The sequence below is a fragment of the Bradyrhizobium diversitatis genome (assembly GCF_016031635.1).
Classification (GTDB): domain Bacteria; phylum Pseudomonadota; class Alphaproteobacteria; order Rhizobiales; family Xanthobacteraceae; genus Bradyrhizobium; species Bradyrhizobium diversitatis.
The window spans coordinates 104,904-124,133 of the sequence record NZ_JACEGD010000013.1; the positions used below are offsets into that span (position 1 = coordinate 104,904).

Annotated in this window: 16 protein-coding genes; 11 read left to right on the top strand and 5 right to left on the bottom strand. The window is 64.5% G+C overall.

The window, feature by feature from the left end:
- Positions 1–145: 145 nt before the first annotated feature.
- The gene (locus H1B27_RS16040; protein WP_197966706.1) at positions 146–1,396 is read left to right on the top strand and encodes a cyclopropane fatty acid synthase; all 1,251 of its coding nucleotides are present in this window, start codon (positions 146–148) and stop codon (positions 1,394–1,396) included.
- A 10-nt stretch (positions 1,397–1,406) separates the two neighbouring features.
- Here H1B27_RS16040 and H1B27_RS16045 read toward each other — a convergent pair whose 3' ends face one another.
- Positions 1,407–1,613, bottom strand: a complete 207-nt coding sequence (locus H1B27_RS16045) for a hypothetical protein (protein ID WP_028178053.1) — start codon at positions 1,611–1,613, stop codon at positions 1,407–1,409.
- Between the two features lie 543 nt (positions 1,614–2,156).
- Between H1B27_RS16045 and H1B27_RS16050 the strand changes: the two genes are divergently transcribed.
- Both H1B27_RS16050 and alr read left to right on the top strand, forming a co-directional pair.
- Positions 2,157–3,668 (top strand): replicative DNA helicase, encoded by a 1,512-nt coding sequence (locus H1B27_RS16050; RefSeq protein ID WP_061876691.1) that lies wholly within the window; start codon positions 2,157–2,159, stop codon positions 3,666–3,668.
- 46 nt (positions 3,669–3,714) lie between these two features.
- A complete protein-coding gene (gene alr / locus H1B27_RS16055; RefSeq protein WP_197966770.1) occupies positions 3,715–4,992 on the top strand; it encodes an alanine racemase in 1,278 nt (425 codons plus the stop codon).
- Positions 4,993–5,145: 153 nt separating this feature from the next.
- Here the strand turns inward: alr and H1B27_RS16060 are convergent, their stop codons facing one another.
- Positions 5,146–5,364 carry a cysteine rich repeat-containing protein gene (locus H1B27_RS16060; protein WP_061876693.1) on the bottom strand — a complete coding sequence of 73 codons (219 nt, stop codon included), beginning with the start codon at positions 5,362–5,364 and terminating at the stop codon, positions 5,146–5,148.
- A gap of 40 nt (positions 5,365–5,404) precedes the next feature.
- Here H1B27_RS16060 and H1B27_RS16065 point away from each other — a divergent pair, with 40 nt between their 5' ends.
- On the top strand, positions 5,405–6,175 hold the full coding sequence (locus H1B27_RS16065; RefSeq protein WP_197966707.1) for an exodeoxyribonuclease III: 771 nt from the start codon (positions 5,405–5,407) through the stop codon (positions 6,173–6,175).
- 258 nt (positions 6,176–6,433) lie between these two features.
- On the opposite strand, the gene H1B27_RS16070 is transcribed toward H1B27_RS16065, so the two are convergent.
- Entirely contained in the window at positions 6,434–7,210 is a 777-nt protein-coding gene (locus H1B27_RS16070) for a potassium channel family protein (RefSeq protein ID WP_061876695.1), read from the bottom strand.
- A gap of 131 nt (positions 7,211–7,341) precedes the next feature.
- Here H1B27_RS16070 and H1B27_RS16075 point away from each other — a divergent pair, with 131 nt between their 5' ends.
- Complete coding sequence (locus H1B27_RS16075) at positions 7,342–8,067, top strand: sulfite exporter TauE/SafE family protein (RefSeq protein ID WP_197966708.1); 726 nt, start codon at positions 7,342–7,344, stop codon at positions 8,065–8,067.
- Between the two features lie 11 nt (positions 8,068–8,078).
- On the opposite strand, the gene H1B27_RS16080 is transcribed toward H1B27_RS16075, so the two are convergent.
- A complete protein-coding gene (locus H1B27_RS16080; RefSeq protein WP_197966709.1) occupies positions 8,079–10,148 on the bottom strand; it encodes a putative bifunctional diguanylate cyclase/phosphodiesterase in 2,070 nt (689 codons plus the stop codon).
- The gene (locus tag H1B27_RS16085) at positions 10,148–11,296 is read right to left on the bottom strand and encodes an ABC transporter substrate-binding protein (RefSeq protein WP_376708986.1); all 1,149 of its coding nucleotides are present in this window, start codon (positions 11,294–11,296) and stop codon (positions 10,148–10,150) included. Before H1B27_RS16085 ends, H1B27_RS16080 begins: the two co-directional genes overlap by 1 nt.
- A 259-nt stretch (positions 11,297–11,555) precedes the next feature.
- Between H1B27_RS16085 and H1B27_RS16090 the strand changes: the two genes are divergently transcribed.
- The 6 genes from H1B27_RS16090 (at position 11,556) to H1B27_RS16115 (ending at position 19,225) form a co-directional block, all read left to right on the top strand.
- Positions 11,556–12,959 carry an adenylate/guanylate cyclase domain-containing protein gene (locus tag H1B27_RS16090; protein WP_197966710.1) on the top strand — a complete coding sequence of 468 codons (1,404 nt, stop codon included), beginning with the start codon at positions 11,556–11,558 and terminating at the stop codon, positions 12,957–12,959.
- 93 nt (positions 12,960–13,052) lie between these two features.
- The gene (gene radA / locus H1B27_RS16095) at positions 13,053–14,498 is read left to right on the top strand and encodes a DNA repair protein RadA (protein ID WP_028178043.1); all 1,446 of its coding nucleotides are present in this window, start codon (positions 13,053–13,055) and stop codon (positions 14,496–14,498) included.
- Positions 14,499–14,665: 167 nt separating this feature from the next.
- Positions 14,666–15,295: a CvpA family protein gene (locus tag H1B27_RS16100; protein ID WP_018317599.1), complete on the top strand. Its 630-nt coding sequence runs from the start codon at positions 14,666–14,668 to the stop codon at positions 15,293–15,295.
- Positions 15,296–15,323: 28 nt separating this feature from the next.
- Positions 15,324–16,847, top strand: a complete 1,524-nt coding sequence (gene purF, locus H1B27_RS16105) for an amidophosphoribosyltransferase (protein ID WP_061876700.1) — start codon at positions 15,324–15,326, stop codon at positions 16,845–16,847.
- A 137-nt stretch (positions 16,848–16,984) separates the two neighbouring features.
- Positions 16,985–17,725 (top strand): SDR family NAD(P)-dependent oxidoreductase, encoded by a 741-nt coding sequence (locus tag H1B27_RS16110; RefSeq protein ID WP_197966711.1) that lies wholly within the window; start codon positions 16,985–16,987, stop codon positions 17,723–17,725.
- Between the two features lie 273 nt (positions 17,726–17,998).
- Positions 17,999–19,225 (top strand): ABC transporter substrate-binding protein, encoded by a 1,227-nt coding sequence (locus tag H1B27_RS16115; protein ID WP_197966712.1) that lies wholly within the window; start codon positions 17,999–18,001, stop codon positions 19,223–19,225.
- The last annotated feature ends 5 nt before the right edge of the window (positions 19,226–19,230 follow it).

A 19,230-nucleotide genomic window follows, 5' to 3' on the forward strand; every position in this document is an offset into this window, starting at 1 on the left:
CGGCTTTGAATACAGCGCAATAGCGCAGCCGGAACCGCCTCGCTAGATTTGGATGCAAACGCATAGGAACCGTTGCGGCGCCTGGGCGTCAGATGTGAAGGCCGGGTTAGTCGCATCTTTCGGGTTCGCTCGAGAGGACATGTCGATGGACCGTTTGTTGCACAGATTCCTGTCTCAATTCATCCGGCGCGGGTCGATGACGGTGACCAGCGCAAGCGGATCGAAGTTCACCGTCGGCGACGGCTCCGGCGAGCCGGTCGCGGTGCGCTTCGTTACCGCGGACGCGGAGCGGAAGAGCCTCATCAATCCCGAGCTCGGGCTCGGCGAGGCTTATATGGACGGCGAGTTCGTGGTCGAGCGCGGCACCATAGCCGATGCCCTCGCGATCCTACTCAATCAACCCGACCTATTGCCACACTGGGCTAAACCGTGGTGGCACCTGCGCTACCTGACGCGGCACCTGAAGCAGTTCAATCCCCGCACCCGCGCCCGCCACAACGTCGCCCATCACTACGATCTCGACGGCCGGCTCTATTCGCTCTTTCTCGATGCCGACAAGCAATATAGCTGCGCCTATTTCGAAACGTCCGAGATGCCGCTCGACGACGCGCAGCTCGCCAAGAAACGGCACATTGCAGCGAAGCTCCTCATCAAGGACGGCCAGCGCGTGCTCGACATCGGCTCCGGCTGGGGCGGCCTCGGGCTCTATCTCGCCGAGATCGCGGGCGCCGACCTCACCGGCATCACGCTGTCGACCGAGCAGTTGCAGGTCGCCAATGCGCGCGCTGCCGAAAAGGGCCTGACGGACTCGGCCAGATTCCAGCTCCAGGATTATCGCGACATTGACGGTACCTTCGACCGCATCGTCTCGGTCGGCATGTTCGAACATGTCGGGGCAAGGTTCTACGATGCCTATTTTCAGCGCTGCGCCGAATTGCTGAGCGAGGACGGCGTCATGCTGCTGCACGCGATCGGCCGTTCGCAGGGCCCGGACTCGACCAATCCCTGGATCGCCAAATACATCTTCCCCGGCGGCTACATCCCCGCCCTGTCGGAGGTGCTGCCGGCGATCGAGCGGGCGGGCCTCTTGGTCTGCGACATCGAGATTCTGCGCCTGCACTATGCCGAGACGCTGAAGGCCTGGCGAGAGCGCTTCATGGCGCGGCGCGAGGAGGCGGTGCAGCTCTACGACGAGCGCTTCGCCCTGATGTGGGAGTTCTATCTGGCGGCTTGCGAGATGACGTTCCGCAAGCAAGCCATGATGAACTTCCAGATCCAGCTGACCCGTCGCCAGGGCGTGGTGCCGATGACCCGCGACTACATCCAGCGGGAGGAAGCCCGGCTGCGGGCGCGTGAGGCCTCGGCCATGCCCAGGCTCAAGCTGGCTGGTGAATAGACCCCAGGTCCTAGTGACGCAGGGTCGACATCAGGGAGGTCCGGGAAGAGGCCGTCAGCGCCAGTTGCGCGCGCAGCTGCAGCAGGATCTCGGGTGCGACCGGCTGGCGACGGACGTCGGGCCGTTCCGCGTGCTCCATGGCCGCGATCAGCCCGGACAGCCAAAGCCGGCTGCCAGCCTCGCTTCGCCAGTTCTGGTGCTGCCGTTCTGGCTGCATCGCTTGCCTCGCGTCCCTGTTGGCGGGGGTTAGGACAATCCCCGGCCGGCCTGGCTGTTCCGCATTATCCCCGAAAGAATCCGGGGAGATGTGATCTGCTTCACATAAGTCTGGTCGGGGCTGTCTTAGACCGTCGCCATGAGCAAAGAGACCCGAACCTCATTCGACGTGCCGGACGACCTCCGCACCGATTATGCCCTGATCGTCACCGGCGTCGGGGCCGCTCTGGTTGCGCTGGTCTACCTCCTGCTGGTCTGAACCGAGCCGAATGCGGCCAGCGTGCGTCATTTCGCGCGCTCTCAATACGTCTGCCCGCCAGTCGATAGGGTTCATGGGTTTCAGTATTTTTCGATGGCGCGGCCGCTGCCGCGCCGCGCGAGTTCCGCGGAAATCCGTCAAGCGCGGCGCATGCTGCGACTGCTAATCATCCACCATTTTAACTGAGCGGTTGATAGCGATCAGCTTTTGCTTCCGCTTTCGCCTGCGGCGGCGCTTTATCCCGGCCCCGCATCTGCCCAAGAAAATTGCTAAGCACCTCCGACCATGGCCCTGACTGATTCGAACGTTCTCAAACTCGCGCCCGATGCCGGGACTCCCGCCTATCGGAGCGCGCCGCATAATATCGAGGCGGAACAGAGCCTTCTGGGCGCGATCCTGGTCAACAACGACGCCTTCTACCGCGTCTCCGACTTCCTGGAGGCGAAGCATTTCTTCGAACCGCTGCACCAGACGATCTTCGAGACCGCCGGCAGCCTGATCCGGATGGGCAAGATCGCGACGCCCGTCACGCTGAAGACGTTCCTGCCAGCCGATACCGATGTCGGCGGCATGACCATCGGACAATATCTGGCGCGGCTCGCCGCCGAAGCTACCACCATCATCAACGCCCAGGACTACGGCCGCACCATCTACGACCTCTCGTTGCGGCGCGACCTGATCGGCATCGGCGAGGACATGGTCAACGTCGCCTACGACGCACCGGTCGACTTCCAGCCACGGGCGCAGATCGAGGACGCCGAGCGCAAGCTTTATGAACTCGCCGAATCCGGCCGCTATGACGGCGGTTTCCAGAAGTTCTCGCAGGCGTTGGCGGTCGCGGTCGATCTCGCGGCAAAGGCGTTCCAGCGCGACGGGAAACTGTCCGGCATCTCGACGGGCATGCGCGACCTCGACACCAAGATGGGCGGCCTGCAGCACTCCGACCTCATCATCGTCGCGGGCCGTCCCGGCATGGGCAAGACCTCGCTCGCGACCAACATCGCCTACAATGTCGCACGCGCCTACGTTCCGGAACTCCAGGCCGACGGCACCACGAAGGCTGCCAATGGCGGCGTGATCGGCTTCTTCTCCTGCGAAATGTCGGCCGACCAGCTCGCCACACGTATCGTGGCCGAGCGCACCGGCGTTCCCTCCTCCCACATCCGCCGCGGCGGCATCTCGGAAGCCGATTTCGAGAAGATCCGGGAGGTCTCGATCGAGCTGCAATCGCTGCCGTTCTATGTCGACGCCACCGGCGGTCTGTCGATCGCGCAGCTGATGGCGCGGGCGCGCCGGCTGAAGCGCCAGAAGGGCCTCGATCTGCTCGTGATCGACTACATCCAGCTGCTCTCGGGTTCGAGCAAGCGCGCCAGTGACAGCCGCGTGCAGGAAATCACGGAGATCACCACCAGCCTGAAAGCGCTCGCCAAGGAGCTCAACGTTCCCGTGATCGCGCTGTCCCAGCTCTCACGCCAGGTAGAATCCCGCGACGACAAGCGACCGCAGCTCTCCGACTTGCGCGAATCCGGATCGATCGAGCAGGACGCCGACGTTGTGCTGTTCGTTTACCGCGAGGAATATTACCTCGCGATGAAGGAGCCCCGCCCAGGCACGCCTGAACACGAGAAGTGGCAGCTCGACATGAGTCTTGCGCACGGAAAGGCCGAGGTCATCATCGGCAAGCAGCGCCACGGCCCGACCGGCACCGTCGATCTGGCGTTCGAAGCCTCGGTCACGCGGTTCGGCGATCTTGCGCCCGACAGCCAGCTGCCGGCTCGCAGCGACAACGACTACTGAGTTCCTTGAACCGGACCGGCCACTTGCGTAAAACGGCGCCATGACAATGGCGTCCGACCCGAAAACCCTCTCGCAATCCGGCCTTCTCTCCGCGGAGGCCAATCAGGCTGCCGCGCTCGCGGCCTATGGCGGCGTGCTGACCGTCGATCTCGATGCGATCATCGCCAATTGGCGCAAGCTCGAGAAGACGGCGGTGCCGGCCGAATGCTCGGCGGTGATCAAGGCCGACGCCTATGGCTGCGGCGCCGAGCAGGTGTCACGGGCGCTGAGCAGAGCGGGCTGCAGGACCTTCTTCGTCGCCACCCTCGAGGAGGCGCGCAAGGTGCGCGCCGCCGTGCCGGAGCCCACGATCTACGTGCTCGGCGGTTATTTCCAGAACACCGGCGAGCACTACGCCAAGTTCAATTGCCGTCCGGTGATCGGCGATCTGAACGAGCTCGCCGAATGGGACGTATTCTGCCGCCGCAGCGGCTGGACCGGGGGCGCGGCTGTTCACATCGACACCGGCATGAACCGGCTCGGCCTGACGCTTGCGGACGCGCAGGCCATCATCCCCCGCATCAACGCCGGCGATCACGGCATCACGCTGGTGATGAGCCATCTGGCCTCGGCCGAGCAGCTCAACAGCCCCACGAATGCCAAGCAGCTCGCGACCTTCCGGAGCATTGCCAGCGAGTTCACGGGCGTCCCGGCGGCCCTCGCGAATTCCTCCGGCATCTTCCTCGGTGCGCCATTCCAGTTCGACCTGGTCCGACCAGGGGCTGCACTCTACGGCGTCAATCCGACGCCGGAGGCCGACAATCCCATGCAGCCGGTGGTCGAGCTCAAGGCGCGCATCGTGCAGATCCGTAACATCGAGCGCGGCGAGAGCGTCGGCTATGGCGGCACCTGGACCGCGCGGCGGCCGACGAAACTTGCGATCATCGCGGTTGGTTATGCCGACGGTTATTTCCGTGCCGCCAGCTCCAATGACGGCACCCGCGGCGCCGACGTCATCGTGGCCGGCAAGCGCTGCCCGATCGCAGGCCGCATCTCGATGGACCTCATCGCCATCGACCTCACCGACCTGCCGCCGAACGCGGCGCGGCGCGGTCACATGGTGACGCTGCTCGGCGACGGCATCACCGTCGACGAACTCGCACACCATTTCGGCACGATCGGCTACGAGGTGCTGACCAGCCTCGGCCACCGCTATGCGCGCGTCTACAAGGGCGGCGATGTGGTGGAGCCGCTGGCAAGGCCGGAGCCCGAGGCGAGTGCCGGGCAGCCGCCTTCCCCACTGCCGATCGAGCAGCCGGCTGCCCCGCCGCCGCTGCCGTCTTAGTCAGCGCTCTCGTGCCCCGGACGCAGCGCGATGCGCCGCACTTCGCGGCGCGCTGCAGAGCCGGGGCCCACATCTCAAAAGTGCACTGTGTCGCCTTCTGTTGGGTCCCGGCTGGCGCTACGCGCGTCCGGGACACGAGACTTACTTCTTGACTTACTTCTTGCGGCTGTCCAGCGCCGCCTTGCAGGTGTCGCTGAGTTGGTCGCGCTTGCCGTTGAGGCAGGCGACGACGCGGCCGCCGCCCGGCGCGATGCCGGCGCAGAATTTGTCGTAGTCCGCCTTGCACGCGCCGCGCGGATCGGACGATTGTGCCGATGCGCCTCCGGAGAACGCGACGACGAGTGCGATGGCAACAAAGCTCAATTTGGACATTGTATCTCCGGTGACGGAAGGCAGGAGCCGGTAGCTCTACATGAAGATCGCGACATTCAACATCAACAACATCAACCGCCGCCTGCCCAATCTGTTGGCATGGATGCGCGTCGCAAAGCCCGATGTCGTCGCGCTTCAAGAGTTGAAGGCAAGTGATGGCGAATTTCCGGCGGCTGCGATCGAAAAGGCCGGCTACGGCGTGGTCTGGTGTGGACAGAAGACATGGAACGGCGTCGCCATCCTGGCCCGCAATGCCGAGCCCATTCTCACCCGCGACCGCTTGCCGGGAAAGCCTGGCGATCTCGAAGCCCGCTACATCGAAGCCGCCGTGCGCGGCATCATCGTCACCAGCATCTACCTGCCCAACGGCAATCCGCAGCCGGGGCCGAAATTCGACTACAAGCTCGACTGGTTCGCGCGGCTCAAGCGCCACGCCAAGACGTTCATCAAGCAGGATCTGCCCGTGGTGCTCGCCGGCGACTACAACGTCGCACCAACCGAGATCGACATCTACCCGACGCGCTCGTGGGACAAGGATGCGCTGATCCAGCCGAAGAGCCGCGCGGCCTTTGCATCGCTGGTCGAACAAGGCTGGTGCGACGCGGTGCGCGAGTTGCACCCGGGCGAGCGCATCTACACGTTCTGGGACTACAAGCGAAACCGCTGGCCGCGCGACGCAGGGCTGCGGCTCGATCATCTCCTGCTCAGCCCGGCCCTCGCCCCGCGTCTGACAAAAGCCGGCGTCGACAGGAAGATCCGCGGCGAGGATGGCGCGAGCGATCACGCGCCGGCATGGGTGGTGCTGCGGTGACCCTCACCGCAAGTTCCTGCCATCGATGACGTTTACAGGCACCGCATCCAGATCGAAATCGTCGTAGCCGCCCCTGCTGCTTTCAGCACCGGAACGGTCAAAGCAAAAAAGTGAAAAACAACCCCATGCACAGTAGCCGCCCCCTACCCGGTCATGACTTGCGGCTATTCCGAAATACACGTTGATCCGTCGGGCAAAACACTGGCATGATGTCACCATCGAAAGACGTCCACCCGCATCGCCGGCAGTGAGACCCCTTCAGGTTGCCCCTTCATCGGGAATATTGAGGATCTTGCCACAAGCCTTGCAATGCACCGCATCGGCGTCATGCCTCTGGAGCCCGCAAGCCGGACACGGAAATCGCACCTTGTTGGGACTGAGGAGCGCGCGGGCGAGATTGAAGAACAGCGTTACGCCGAAAATCATGATCACGACGGTTATCAAACGACCGACCGTACCCGACAGGGTAATGTCGCCAAAGCCGGTCGTCGTCAGTGCCGTGACGGTGAAATACAGGGCGTCGGCATAGTTCCGGATCTCGTCGTTGCGAAATTTCTGGGTCTCGTAAACGATCCCGGTCATGACGAATATGAAGACTGCCAGGTTCGTGACGGCGAAGATGACGTCTTCGTTGCGACGAAAGAACGGAGAATCGATGCGCAACCTCACCAGCATCTGGTAGTCACGAAGCAGCCCCAAGGTTCGCAGGATCCGGAGAAAACCGCCCGCCTCGCCAGCAAGTGGCGCCAGGAAGGATACAATCGCAACCATGTCGGCCCACGTTGCGATTTCAGTGAATTTTCGAAACGGATGCCGATCGACGAGGAGCCGGGCCGAGAAGTCGGCAAGTAGCATGACGCCGAACAGGACATCGAGCGTTTCAATGATTTCACTGGGCTGCAGGAACGAGGTTGCGATGATGAACAGCACCGTCACGATATCGAAGACGAGCAGCGCATAGCGGAAGCGCACGCCGCTCGACGTCGCACCCTCGTAAAGGTCGCGCACGTTGCTTCTGAGAGACGTGAGGGTCACGGCATCATGATCCCGGTTCGCACCGATGATTGCAATTCGAAAAGCCCGCGGCAAGCACAGGTTCCCCCGCCCGGCGCGGATCGCCGGTATCGCTGCCAAGGGCTAAACTCTCCCGATTCGTGGAGACTGTCTTGGCCTTTCTCTTCGTCCTCAGCGTCGGCCTCGTCGCCGGCACCATCTCAGGCATCGTCGGCACCGGCTCGTCGATCATGCTGATGCCGGTGCTGGTCTATGCCTATGGGCCGAAGGAGGCCGTGCCGATCATGGCGGTCGCCTCCGTGATGGCGAACTTCTCGCGGATTCTGGCCTGGTGGCGTGAGGTCGATTGGCGGGCCTGCGCGGCCTATTCGGTCACGGGCATTCCCGCCGCAGCGCTTGGTGCGCGGACATTGCTGGCGCTGCCCTCGCACGTCGTCGATCTCGCCATCGGTATCTTCCTGATCGCGATGGTGCCGGTGCGGCACTGGCTGGCGCGGCATGACCTCAAAGCCAATCTCTGGCATCTGGCCATCGGCGGCGCCGTCATCGGCTATCTCACAGGCATCGTGGTCTCGACCGGCCCGCTCAGCGTGCCGCTGTTCCTGTTCTACGGGCTGAGCAAGGGCGCTTTCCTCGCCACCGAAGCGGCCTCATCGCTCGGCCTGTACTTCGCGAAATCAGTGACCTTCGAGCGTTTCGGCGCACTGACCGGCGACGTGTTCTTGAAGGGCCTGATCGCGGGCTCCTCGCTGATGTCAGGTGCCTTCATCGCAAAACGCTTCGTGCTGCATCTGAGGCCGGACGTGTTCCGCCTGGTGATGGACGCGATCATGATCGCAGCCGGCCTCTCGATGCTCTGGAGCGCAGCTCAGCCGTAACACGGCGACGCTCAGGCGGCGAATTCCGGCGCGACCGATGGGCTCCCGGTGGCGCCGCGTCTCGGCGCCGCCGACTGCCTGTTGAGCCATTGCAACAGGACCTCGAGCGGCTGCGGCCGCTGATAGAGGAAGCCCTGCCCGAACCTCACGCCCATGTCACGCATGGCCTCGGCCTGCTCGGCGCGCTCGATGCCCTCTGCGACCAGGGTCAGCCCCAACGTGTCGGCGAGCGATGCGATCACCCCGACGATGGCCTTGTCTTCCGCGCTCTCGGGAATCTCCCGGATGAATGCCTTGTCGATCTTAACCTTGTCGAGCGGGAATCGCCTGAGGTGAGCCAGCGAGCTGTAGCCGGTGCCGAAATCATCGAGCGCGATCGTGGCACCTAAGCGCCGCAGACGATGCAGCGTTTCGGAGGCACTGGCGATGTTGTTGATCAGCGACCCCTCGGTGATCTCGAGCTCGAGAGATGAGGCCGGAACATCGAAGCGCGCACAGGTCGCACGCAGCTCGGCGGCGAGCGAATGGTCGGCAAGTTCGGACGGCGGCAAATTGATCGCGATCCGGATCTGCGGCCTGCCGGCGGCGGCCAACCGTTGCAAAGCCCAGCAGGCATCGGTCAGCACGTAGCGGGTCAGCCGCGCGTTGTTGCCGCTGCGCTCGATCAGCGGCAGGAATTCGCCGGGGCCGATCACGCCATGTTCAGGATGGCGCCAGCGGATCAGCGCTTCCAGACCGACGATGTCGTGGGTTTCGAGATCGACCTGGCTCTGGTACCAGACCTCGAACTGCCCCTCGGCGAAGCCGGTGGGAATGGCGAGCTCGAGATCCCTGCAACGGCGGTAGTCGCGCTGGAGCGCTTCGTCCAGCACGGCGACCGTGCCCGGCGCCTTGCTCTTGGCATGATAGAGCGCGATGTCGGCGAGCGTCGGCAGATGCGACAGCTCCGGATCGTCGGCGCGGCGCACGGCAAGGCCGATGCTGGCACGCGGCACCACTTGCTTGTCATGGAGGCGGATCGGCTCGGAAATGGCCTCCAGCACATGCTGAGCGAATGCCTGCGCCGCCTGCTCGTGGCTCACCTCGGGACGAATGACGACGAACTCGTCGCCGCCTAATCGGGCAACCCAGTCCTCCGCTTCGACCGCACTACGAAGACGCTCTGAAATCTGAACCAGGAACTTGTCGCCGGCCTCGTGACCGAAGGTGTCGTTGACGCCCTTGAAGTCGTCGAGATCGATGAAGCAGAACGCGACCAGCTTATCCGGCGAGCCTCCGTCCCGGCTCGCGACGGCCAGGCGCTCGGTCAGGGAGCGTCGGTTCGGCAGTCCCGTGAGCGGATCGTGCGTCGCCATGTGCCCGAGCCGGTCCAGCGCGCCTGACGTCGTGTGCTGCATGGCGTTGAAGGCACGCGCGAGCTGGCCGAATTCGTTCGAGGACGTGACGTCCGCCGGATAGGCGCGGCCATCCTGCTTGCTGCGCTGTATCGCCGACATCATGGCCGCCAGCGGCCGGCCGATGAAGATGTTGGCGGATATCCGCATGGCGATCAGGGTCGCGAACGTCGCGAGCAGGCCGACCACCAGCAGCAGCACCAGGCGGCTGCCCGCATCCGCGTACAGCGTCGCACGCGAATAAGCGATGGCGATGCGGCCGGCCTCAACGGCCATGTTGCCATTGCTGTAGTGGATCGGGCGCGAGACTTCCGCGACCGCCTGGTCTTCGGCCCGCGCGACCACGCGGGCAATGGCGGCGCCGGTATCGTCATAGACCGCCGCCGCGGCGATGGTCTCGTCGTGCATGATCTCGTTGAGCACGCCGGTGACCTGGTCGTAACGCATCTTCCACAGCGGCTCGGCGATCAGCTCGGCCCGGCTCTCGGCGACGCGGGCGATGCGGGCGTCGAGCTGCCTGACCTGCGACCAGAAGCTCGATGCCTCGACGCCGGCGGAGGCGAGCAGTTGCACCAGCAGCAGAACGGGCACGGTGGCCCAGATCATCGCGTGGACGACCGAGCCCAGGCGTGCTGGCGCCGCCTGCTCGTTGCGATCCGGCTCGGTCACCGCCTCATCCTTCCGCATCAGTCCGCAACGCCTTCGGGAAGCGGCAGCGACGAGATGAGTGCATCGAGGGAGAAGTCATATTGGCCGCAGCGTCCGGCCTTCGCCCTGAACCGCGCAAAGTCGATCCGGTCGAACGCTCGCGTCCTGACGAGGTCGCCAACCGAAGCGAGGTTGTCGCGCGTGATCGCAGACGTCTTGACCTCGACGCGGGGGGAAACGGCTGCGAAATCGCAGCCATCGGCATAGTCGCGCAGGAGCACGATCGACCAGCCGCCGAGCAGGAAATGCCCGCCGTCGGTCAGGAGCAGGCGACCCGCCTTGATCTCGCGCAGCGCGTCCTCCGACCAGTTGAGGCCCACCACCTGGATGTTTCGACCGGGCACAAGGCCGGCAGCGATCGCCGCGCGGAGCGCGCCGAGCGCCATCGGATCGTTTCCGGCCCATATGCCGGCGGGCCGGATTCCCTTGCGAGAAGCCCAGCCCAGATAATTCGCCGTGACCCGCTCGGCCTCCGACTGCGTCCAGTTGGCGAACAGCAGCCGGTCCACCACCACGTCGGGCGCGGCATCCACGGCCAGCTTGAGACCGGCGTTGCGGGCAATCGAGGCCGGTGTGATCTCGTCGCCGCCGATTCCGAGAATGTGGATCTTGCCGTCGGGGCTCTGCGATTTCTCGGCACGCGCCACCCCGATCAGCGCATTGGCCATCCGTGCACCCGCAGTCTGCAGATCGGTCGTGATGTCGCCGAGCCAGGTCTTGAGCTTCTCGCGCGGCGGTCCAAGACGCGCCGCATCCTCGCCGATCAGCGTATTCGAGAGCAGCAGCGTCTTGACGCCCGCAGCCTCGGCCGCCTCCAGGATCGGGACGGCGGCGGACTCCTCGTTCGACAGGATGAGGAAATCGGGCTTGTCGGGCCGTGCCACCACGCCGAAACCGAGCTCCTGCATGGTGCGGTAATTCCGCTCGCTGGTCAGCACCTCGACATGCGCGTCGAGCCTGCGGCCGGCCGCCTGCATGGTCTGCGCGACCATGTCCCAGTAGACCTCGCCGGTCTTGCCGGGATTGACGAAGACGATGTCGAGGGGCTTGGCGAGGCTACCGCCGGCATACGCGAAAATGCTGCAGGCCATGCCCGCGGCGAGCAATATTCGTCGGAATCTCGGCATTTCCATTCCCAACCCGATCGGTTCCGAGATTGGACGCGCGTCGGCTAACACTTTGCAAAATCAACCCGGCCACAGCGGCACAGAGCTAATGAACGGTATATCTATCGTGTCGGATTGAGATAATCGAAGCGTTGGCGATCAGGCATCCCCTTCCGTGCCCTCAGCCATCGCTGGGTGGCCGCGAGTTCTCAGGCGTGCCACGTTGATCGAAGCTCCGTGCACGATCGCACGATCTGATGTTCGACCGGGGAGATGTGTCTTGAGCGCACTGGCGGAAGCGGCCGATATCACAAGTCTCCGAAGCAAAGCGGCCGGGCGAACCGACCACCAACAAGACACCCTCAAATTCGCCGAATCTGCCCTTGCCGACAGCAAGCGTGATGGCCTGTTGCTGGCCGTCCGGGCCCGCTGGGTCGCGCTCGCGGTTACTGCCGTTACCCTGTCGCTCATCAACCCGAACTGGGATGTCGTCTATTACATCCTGATGCTTGGCTTCTTTGCCGTCATCGGCTGGGCGCAACTGAAGGTCGGCAAGGTCGGCCGTTCGCGTCCCGAACTTTTCCTCATATTTTGCGACCTGGCATTATTGGCCTTCCTTAGCGTCGTGCCCAATCCCTGGAGCAACGTTCACTGGCCGATCGGAATGCAATTCCGATTCGACAGCTTCATCTATTTCTTCATTTTCCTCGCCACTGCCACGCTCGCTTATTCCTGGCGAACCGTGCTCGCGATTGGCATGGGGACCGGAGCACTCTGGGCCATCGCCGTCGGCTGGGCTTATCTGCAACCGGAAACCCATGCCGCGCTGTCGGAGCGCGTCAGGGAGGCGATCGGTGCGGATATTCGCATGTTCAACATCCTCGACCCCTCCTCGATCGGTTTCGGCGAGCGCTTCCAGCAAGTGATCGTATTCATGGTCGTGGCCGCCATCCTGGCGCTGGCGGTGCGCCGTTCCAATGCGCTCCTGATCAGTCATGCCGGACTCGAGCGCGAACGTGCCAATCTGGCGCGTTACTTCTCCCCCAATGTGGTCGATGAACTCTCCGGCAATGACGAGCCCCTCGCGAAGGTCCGCACGCAGGACGTCGCGGTGCTGTTTGCAGATATCGTGGGATTCACCGCCTATGCCGATGGACGCGACCCGAAGGACGTCATCGAGACGCTGCGGCAATTCCATGAGCGAATGGAACGGGAAGTGTTCCAGCACGGCGGAACGCTCGACAAATATCTCGGGGATGGACTCATGGCGACTTTCGGTACGCCGTTCGTCGGCGATTCCGATGCGCTGAACGCCTTGCGTTGCGCGAGGGGCATGATCGCCTCGATCGCCAAGTTGAACAGAGAGCGTAGCGATCGCAACGAACCGCCGATCCAGGTCAGCGTCGGCTTGCACTACGGGCAAGTGGTGCTGGGCGATATCGGCCTCAACCGGCTCGAATTCGCCGTGATCGGGACCACCGTGAATGCGGCGAGCCGCCTCGAAGCGCTGACCCGCGAATTCGGATGCGCTATCGTCGTCAGCGACGCGCTGGTACAACAGGCCCACGCCGAACCGAATCACTCCAGTACCGATTTCGCAACGCTCGTCGAGCGGCCGGCCCAGACCATTCGCGGGCTCGAGCGCCCCGTCGGCATCTGGACATGCGCTAACGTCAACCCTTGAAGCTTGCGGTGGATGCATCGGCACCCCAGCCTTCACAGCTCCTATTCGTGCTAAGAACTGCTCGCCCGTTACACCGAGACCGCTATTCCCCCCATGGCCAAATCAACGCTTTCCTTCGTCTGCCAGAACTGCGGCGCGGCCTATAACCGCTGGCAGGGCAAGTGCGAATCCTGCGGCGAGTGGAATACACTTGCGGAAGAAGACACCAGCGGCAGCGTGCCGGTATCGATCCGCTCCAAACGCAAGGGCCGAACGTTTGCGCTGGAGAGCCTTGCCGGGAAAAGCCCGGATGCGCCGCGCCTCTCCTCAGGGATGACCGAGCTCGACCGCGTCACCGGCGGCGGCTTCGTCCGCGGCTCGGTGCTGCTGGTCGGCGGCGATCCCGGAATCGGCAAGTCGACGCTGCTGACGCAGGCAACCAGCCTCTTGGCGCGCGCCGGCCATCGCGTCGTCTACATCTCCGGCGAAGAGGCGGTGGCCCAGGTGCGTCTGCGCGCCGAGCGGCTCGGGCTGTCGGATGCGCCGGTGCAGCTGGCCGCCGAAACCTCGGTCGAGGACATCGTCTCGACGCTATCGGAGGGCGCGGTTCCCAGGCTGATCGTGATCGACTCGATCCAGACCATGTGGACCGACACCGTGGAGTCGGCGCCCGGGACCGTGACGCAGGTGCGCGCCTCGGCGCAGGCGCTGATCCGCTTTGCGAAGAAGACCGGCGCCGCCATCATCCTGGTCGGCCACGTCACCAAGGACGGCCAGATCGCAGGCCCCCGCGTGGTCGAGCACATGGTCGACGCGGTGATGTCGTTCGAGGGCGAAGGCTCGCAGCAGTTCCGCATCCTGCGGGCCGTGAAGAACCGTTTCGGCCCGACCGACGAGATCGGCGTGTTTGAGATGACCGGCCTCGGCCTGCGCGAGGTCACCAACCCCTCCGAGCTGTTCCTGTCCGAGCGCGATCTCGGCACGCCCGGCACCGCAGTCTTTGCGGGCATCGAAGGCACAAGGCCCGTTCTGGTCGAATTGCAAGCGCTGGTGGCGCCGACCTCGCTCGGCACCCCGCGCCGCGCCGTGGTCGGCTGGGACCCGAGCCGGCTGTCGATGGTGCTGGCGGTGCTGGAGGCGCATTGCGGGGTCAAGCTGTCAGGCCATGATGTCTATCTGAACGTCGCCGGTGGCCTGCGCATCCACGAGCCCGCGGCCGACCTCGCCGCCGCCGCGGCGCTGGTGTCGTCCCTGGTTAATGCGCAGTTACCCACCGATGCCGTTTATTTCGGCGAAATCTCGCTCTCCGGCGTGGTGCGTCCGGTGGCGCAGACCCCGGCGCGGCTGAAGGAGGCGGCAAAACTCGGCTTCCAGCGCGCCGTCCTGCCCGAATCGGCACGCGGCGAGACCGGCGGCGATGCCGGATTGTCGCTGAATGCGGTGAACAGCCTGACGACATTGGTGGCCGAGATCGCCGCCCGGGGCTCCCGCCGAGGCGAATCGAACGCCCCGGCAGAGAAAAATGCCACACCGGCAAGATTCCGCCGCGGAGAGGGTTAGGTGGAGGTGACGCCGGAGGCCCTCGCCGCTATACAGCCGTCACAAAAGCAGCATGGGATTGCGTGGTTGCGGCCTTGCCGGGAACGCCGTCTGCCCTTCTTTTAGGGCAGCGGCCAAACACCGATTCGCTGAGCGCCTTTGACAGTACGAGCGGACCAGACCAGCCGATGCCAGTAACACTCCTCGACCTGATCCTGCTCGGTGTGATGCTGATCTCGGGCCTGCTCGCGATGGTCCGCGGCTTCATGCGCGAAATCCTGTCGATTGCGGCCTGGGGCGCGGCGGCAATCGTGACACTGTACTCGTTCTCGAAGCTGCTGCCGACCGCCAAGACCTATTTCAACAACGACACGGTCGCGAGCGTGGTCGTCGTCGCAGGCGTGTTCGTGGGCACCCTGGTCGTGGTCTCCGTGATCACGGTCCGGATCTCCGACATGATCCTGGATTCGCGGATCGGCGCGCTGGACCGCACCCTCGGCTTCCTGTTTGGCCTGGCTCGCGGCCTTTTGATCGTCGTGGTCGCTTTCCTGTTCTTCACCTGGCTGGTTCCGGACAAGCAGCGTCCGGACTGGGTCACGGGGGCCAAGTCCCGCGTGGTGCTCCAGGGAACCGGGGACTGGCTGATGGCCCTCTTGCCTGACGACCCCGAGAACACCATCTTGAAGAGATTCAAGAAAAACAAACCAGATGATGACCAAGCTGAATCCGAGCAGCAGCCTTCGGGCAGTGGCGACGGATACAGTAAACCTGCTCGTGACAGCCTGAAAAAGCTGATCGAGAAACCTGCGGCGCGTTGATTGAGCCCTAAAGAGAGGCGCGGACGAGATGCGACACCCTGACCAGGACGCCCAATTCGATCTCGCCCTGAACCGGCCCTCCGGGCCTGCAGCGATCGAGCTACAGGACGATCTGGAGGGGGATACGCTGCGCGAGGAATGCGGCGTGTTCGGCATCTACGGTCACCCCGATGCGGCCGCCATCACCGCGCTCGGCCTTCACGCCCTCCAGCACCGCGGCCAGGAAGCCGCCGGCATCGTCTCCTACGACGGCAGCCGCTTTCACTCGGAACGCCGCCTCGGCCTCGTCGGCGACACCTTCTCCCGCCGCGAGGTGATCGACCGCCTGCCCGGCAATGTCGCGGTCGGCCATGTCCGCTATTCCACCACCGGCGCCACCATCCTGCGCAACGTGCAGCCGCTGTTCGCCGAGCTCAATGCCGGCGGCCTCGCCGTCGCCCATAACGGCAACCTCACCAACGGCCTGACGCTGCGCCGCGAGCTGGTGCGGCATGGCGCGATGATGCAGTCGACCACCGACACCGAGGTGATCCTGCACCTGGTCGCGCGCTCCAAACGCGCTCGCTTCATCGAGCGCTATATCGACGCGCTGCGGGAGATCGAGGGCGCCTATGCGCTGGTCTCGCTGACCAACAAGAAGCTGGTCGGCGCGCGCGATCCGCGCGGCATCCGCCCGCTGGTGCTCGGCGATCTCGACGGCTGTCCGATCCTGACCTCGGAGACCTGCGCGCTCGACATCATCGGCGCGCGCTTCGTGCGCGACATCGAGCCCGGCGAAGTCATCGTGTTCGACGAGAACGGTCAGGACATCCACAAGCCGTTCCCGCCGATGGCACCGCGTCCCTGCATCTTCGAATACATCTACTTCTCCCGGCCGGATTCCATCGTCCACGGACGCTCGGTGTACGAAGTGCGCAAGGCCTTCGGTGCGCAGCTCGCGCGCGAGAGCCACGTGCCGATCGACGTCGTCGTGCCGGTGCCGGATTCCGGCGTGCCCGCCGCGGTCGGCTACAGCCAGCATTCCGGCGTGCCGTTCGAGCTCGGCATCATCCGCAACCATTATGTCGGCCGCACCTTCATCCAGCCGACCCAGGCCATCCGCGAATCCGGCGTGCGCATGAAGCATTCGGCCAACCGCGCCGCGATCGAAGGCAAGCGCATCATCCTGATCGACGATTCCCTGGTGCGCGGCACCACCTCGAAGAAAATCGTGCGCATGATGCGCGATGCCGGCGCCAAGGAAGTCCATTTCCGCCTCGCTTCGCCCCCGATCCTCTATCCAGACTATTACGGCATCGACCTGCCCGACCGCGGCGGCCTGCTCGCAGCGACGCATTCGCTGGAGGAGATGCGCGAGATCATCGGCGCGGACTCGCTCGCGTTCCTGTCGATCGACGGCATGTACCGCGCCATGGGCGAGCCCGGCCGCGACCCCGCCAACCCGAAATTCTCGGATCATTGCTTCACCGGCGCCTATCCGACCCACCTCACCGACCAGACCCAGACCGAGCCGCAACCGCGGCAACTCTCGCTGCTGGCCGAGGCGAGCTGACGGCGGAGCCGTCATCCCGGGGCGATGCGAAGCATCGAGCCCGGGATCTCGAGATTCCGGGTTCGGTCCTGCGGACCGCCCCGGAATGACGGCGGGATGGGGCTTGTCCCGGCCATCCACGGCTGTAAAACCCCGCCATGACAAAACCCCTCGCTGATCGCATCGCTCTCGTCACCGGCGCCTCGCGCGGCATCGGCTTCGCCGCAGCCAAGGCGCTGGCCAAGGCCGGCGCGCATATCGTCGCGGTGGCGCGCACGCAGGGCGGGCTGGAAGAGCTCGACGACGAGATCCGGAAAGATGGCGGCAGCGCCACGCTGGTGCCGCTCAACCTCACCGATTCCGACGGCATCGCGCGGCTGGGGGCCAGCCTGCACGAACGTTACGGCAAGCTCGACATCCTCGTCGGCAATGCCGGCGTGCTTGGGCCGTCCTCGCCGATCGGCCATATCGAGCTGAAGACCTTCAACGACGTGATGGCGGTGAACGTCTCCGCGAATTTCCAGTTGATCCGCTGCATGGAGCCGCTGCTGAGGCAGTCCGATGCCGGGCGCGCCGTGTTCGTCACCTCCGGCGCCGCCAACAAGGCGACCGCCTATGTCGGCCCCTATGCGGCGTCCAAGGCCGCGCTGGAAACGCTGGCCCGCGCCTGGGCGCAGGAGACTGCGAACACCAAGTTGCGCGTCAACCTGTTCAACCCCGGCCCGGTCCGCACCCGCATGCGCGCCACCTTGATGCCGGGCGAAGACCCCGCGACTCTCGACACGCCCGAACAGGTCGCCGAATTCATCGTGCCGATGTGCGCGCCTGACTGGACCGAGACCGGCAAGTTCTACGACTACAAGTCCCGCACCCTGATGAGTTTCCGCGCGCCGGCCTGATTGACACCGTGGCGATTGACGCCAAGGGTAACGTCTATACCGCCGAGGTCGACACCGGAAAACGCATTCAGAAAATTCAGGCTGACATCGGACGCGCTCAAATAGCGCCTCAACGCATCTTGCCCAATAGTTAACCGCCGGATGACGCTAAGACGCAGCGTCATCCGGCTTTAGGTGCATTGCCGCCAGCCGCGGGACAGGTTAGAGCCATCAGCCGGAAACAAGGCTCCGGAAGAGAGCCGTCCGCATATTTGACATTGGAGGAGACCTTTCATGACGACGACGTTCGCACGCCGCACCGCGGCCCTTCTGGCCTGCGCCGCTTTCGGTTTTGCCACATCCGCCTACGCCCAGGACAAGACCGTCAAGATCGGCGTGCTCAACGACATGTCGAGCCTCTATGCCGACATCGGCGGCCCGAATTCGGTCGCGGCGGTGAAGATGGCGGTCGAAGACTCCGGCCTCAAGGCCAAGGGCTGGACCATCGAGGTCCTCTCCGGCGACCACCAGAACAAGCCCGACATCGGCGTCAACATTGCCCGGCAATGGATCGATGCCGACAAGGTCGACGCCATCGCGGACACGCCGAGCTCCGGCGTCGCGCTCGCGGTGAGCAACCTCGTCAAGGAAAAGAACGCGGTGCTGCTCAATTCGGGTGCGGCCACCGCCGACCTCACCGGCAAGGCCTGCACGCCCAATACCGTCTCGTTCACTTACGATACCTACATGCTCGCCAACGGAACCGGCAAGGCGCTGACCAAGGCGGGCGGCGACAGCTGGTTCTTCCTCACCGCCGACTACGCGTTCGGCCATGCGCTGGAGCGTGATACCGGCGCGGTCGTCACCGCCACCGGCGGCAAGGTGCTCGGCGGCGTCAAGCACCCGCTGAACACGGCGGACTTCTCCTCGTTCCTGCTCCAGGCGCAGTCCTCCAAGGCCAAGATCATCGGCCTCGCCAATGCGGGCGGCGACACCACCAACGCGATCAAGCAGGCCGCCGAATTCGGCATCGTCCAGGGCGGCCAGAAGCTCGCCGCGCTGCTGCTGTTCATCAACGACGTGCACTCACTCGGCCTGAAGACCGCGCAGGGCCTGACCTTCACCGAGTCCTTCTATTGGGACCTCAACGACCAGACGCGCGAATGGTCGAAGCGCTTCCAGAAGGTCTCGCCCAAGGGCTCGATGCCCTCGATGACGGTTGCGGGCCTTTATGCCGAGATCCTGCATTACCTGAAGGCGATGGACGCGCTCGGCAGCAATCCGCATGACGGCGCCAAGGTCGTCGCCAAGATGAAGGAGCTGCCGACCGACGATCCGCTGTTCGGCAAGGGACCGCTGCGCCAGGACGGACGCCGCCTCATCCCGGCCTATCTGTTCGAGGTGAAGAAGCCCGAGGAGTCGAAGGGCCCGTGGGACTATTACAAGCTGGTCGCCACCATCGCGCCTGAAGACGCGGCCAAGCCGCTCAAGGACAGCGACTGCCCGCTGGTGAAGAAGTGACCGCG

What these genes read in the sequence shown, in the direction of transcription:
- H1B27_RS16085 (WP_376708986.1), bottom strand. Translation starts at nt 11,296, where the DNA reads ATGCCGAGATTCCGACGAATATTGCTCGCCGCGGGCATGGCCTGCAGC.
- H1B27_RS16050 (WP_061876691.1), top strand. Translation starts at nt 2,157, where the DNA reads ATGGCCCTGACTGATTCGAACGTTCTCAAACTCGCGCCCGATGCCGGG.
- alr (WP_197966770.1), top strand. Translation starts at nt 3,715, where the DNA reads ATGGCGTCCGACCCGAAAACCCTCTCGCAATCCGGCCTTCTCTCCGCG.
- H1B27_RS16060 (WP_061876693.1), bottom strand. Translation starts at nt 5,364, where the DNA reads ATGTCCAAATTGAGCTTTGTTGCCATCGCACTCGTCGTCGCGTTCTCC.
- purF (WP_061876700.1), top strand. Translation starts at nt 15,324, where the DNA reads ATGCGACACCCTGACCAGGACGCCCAATTCGATCTCGCCCTGAACCGG.
- H1B27_RS16115 (WP_197966712.1), top strand. Translation starts at nt 17,999, where the DNA reads ATGACGACGACGTTCGCACGCCGCACCGCGGCCCTTCTGGCCTGCGCC.
- H1B27_RS16100 (WP_018317599.1), top strand. Translation starts at nt 14,666, where the DNA reads ATGCCAGTAACACTCCTCGACCTGATCCTGCTCGGTGTGATGCTGATC.
- radA (WP_028178043.1), top strand. Translation starts at nt 13,053, where the DNA reads ATGGCCAAATCAACGCTTTCCTTCGTCTGCCAGAACTGCGGCGCGGCC.
- H1B27_RS16040 (WP_197966706.1), top strand. Translation starts at nt 146, where the DNA reads ATGGACCGTTTGTTGCACAGATTCCTGTCTCAATTCATCCGGCGCGGG.
- H1B27_RS16080 (WP_197966709.1), bottom strand. Translation starts at nt 10,148, where the DNA reads ATGCGGAAGGATGAGGCGGTGACCGAGCCGGATCGCAACGAGCAGGCG.
- H1B27_RS16045 (WP_028178053.1), bottom strand. Translation starts at nt 1,613, where the DNA reads ATGCAGCCAGAACGGCAGCACCAGAACTGGCGAAGCGAGGCTGGCAGC.
- H1B27_RS16110 (WP_197966711.1), top strand. Translation starts at nt 16,985, where the DNA reads ATGACAAAACCCCTCGCTGATCGCATCGCTCTCGTCACCGGCGCCTCG.
- H1B27_RS16065 (WP_197966707.1), top strand. Translation starts at nt 5,405, where the DNA reads ATGAAGATCGCGACATTCAACATCAACAACATCAACCGCCGCCTGCCC.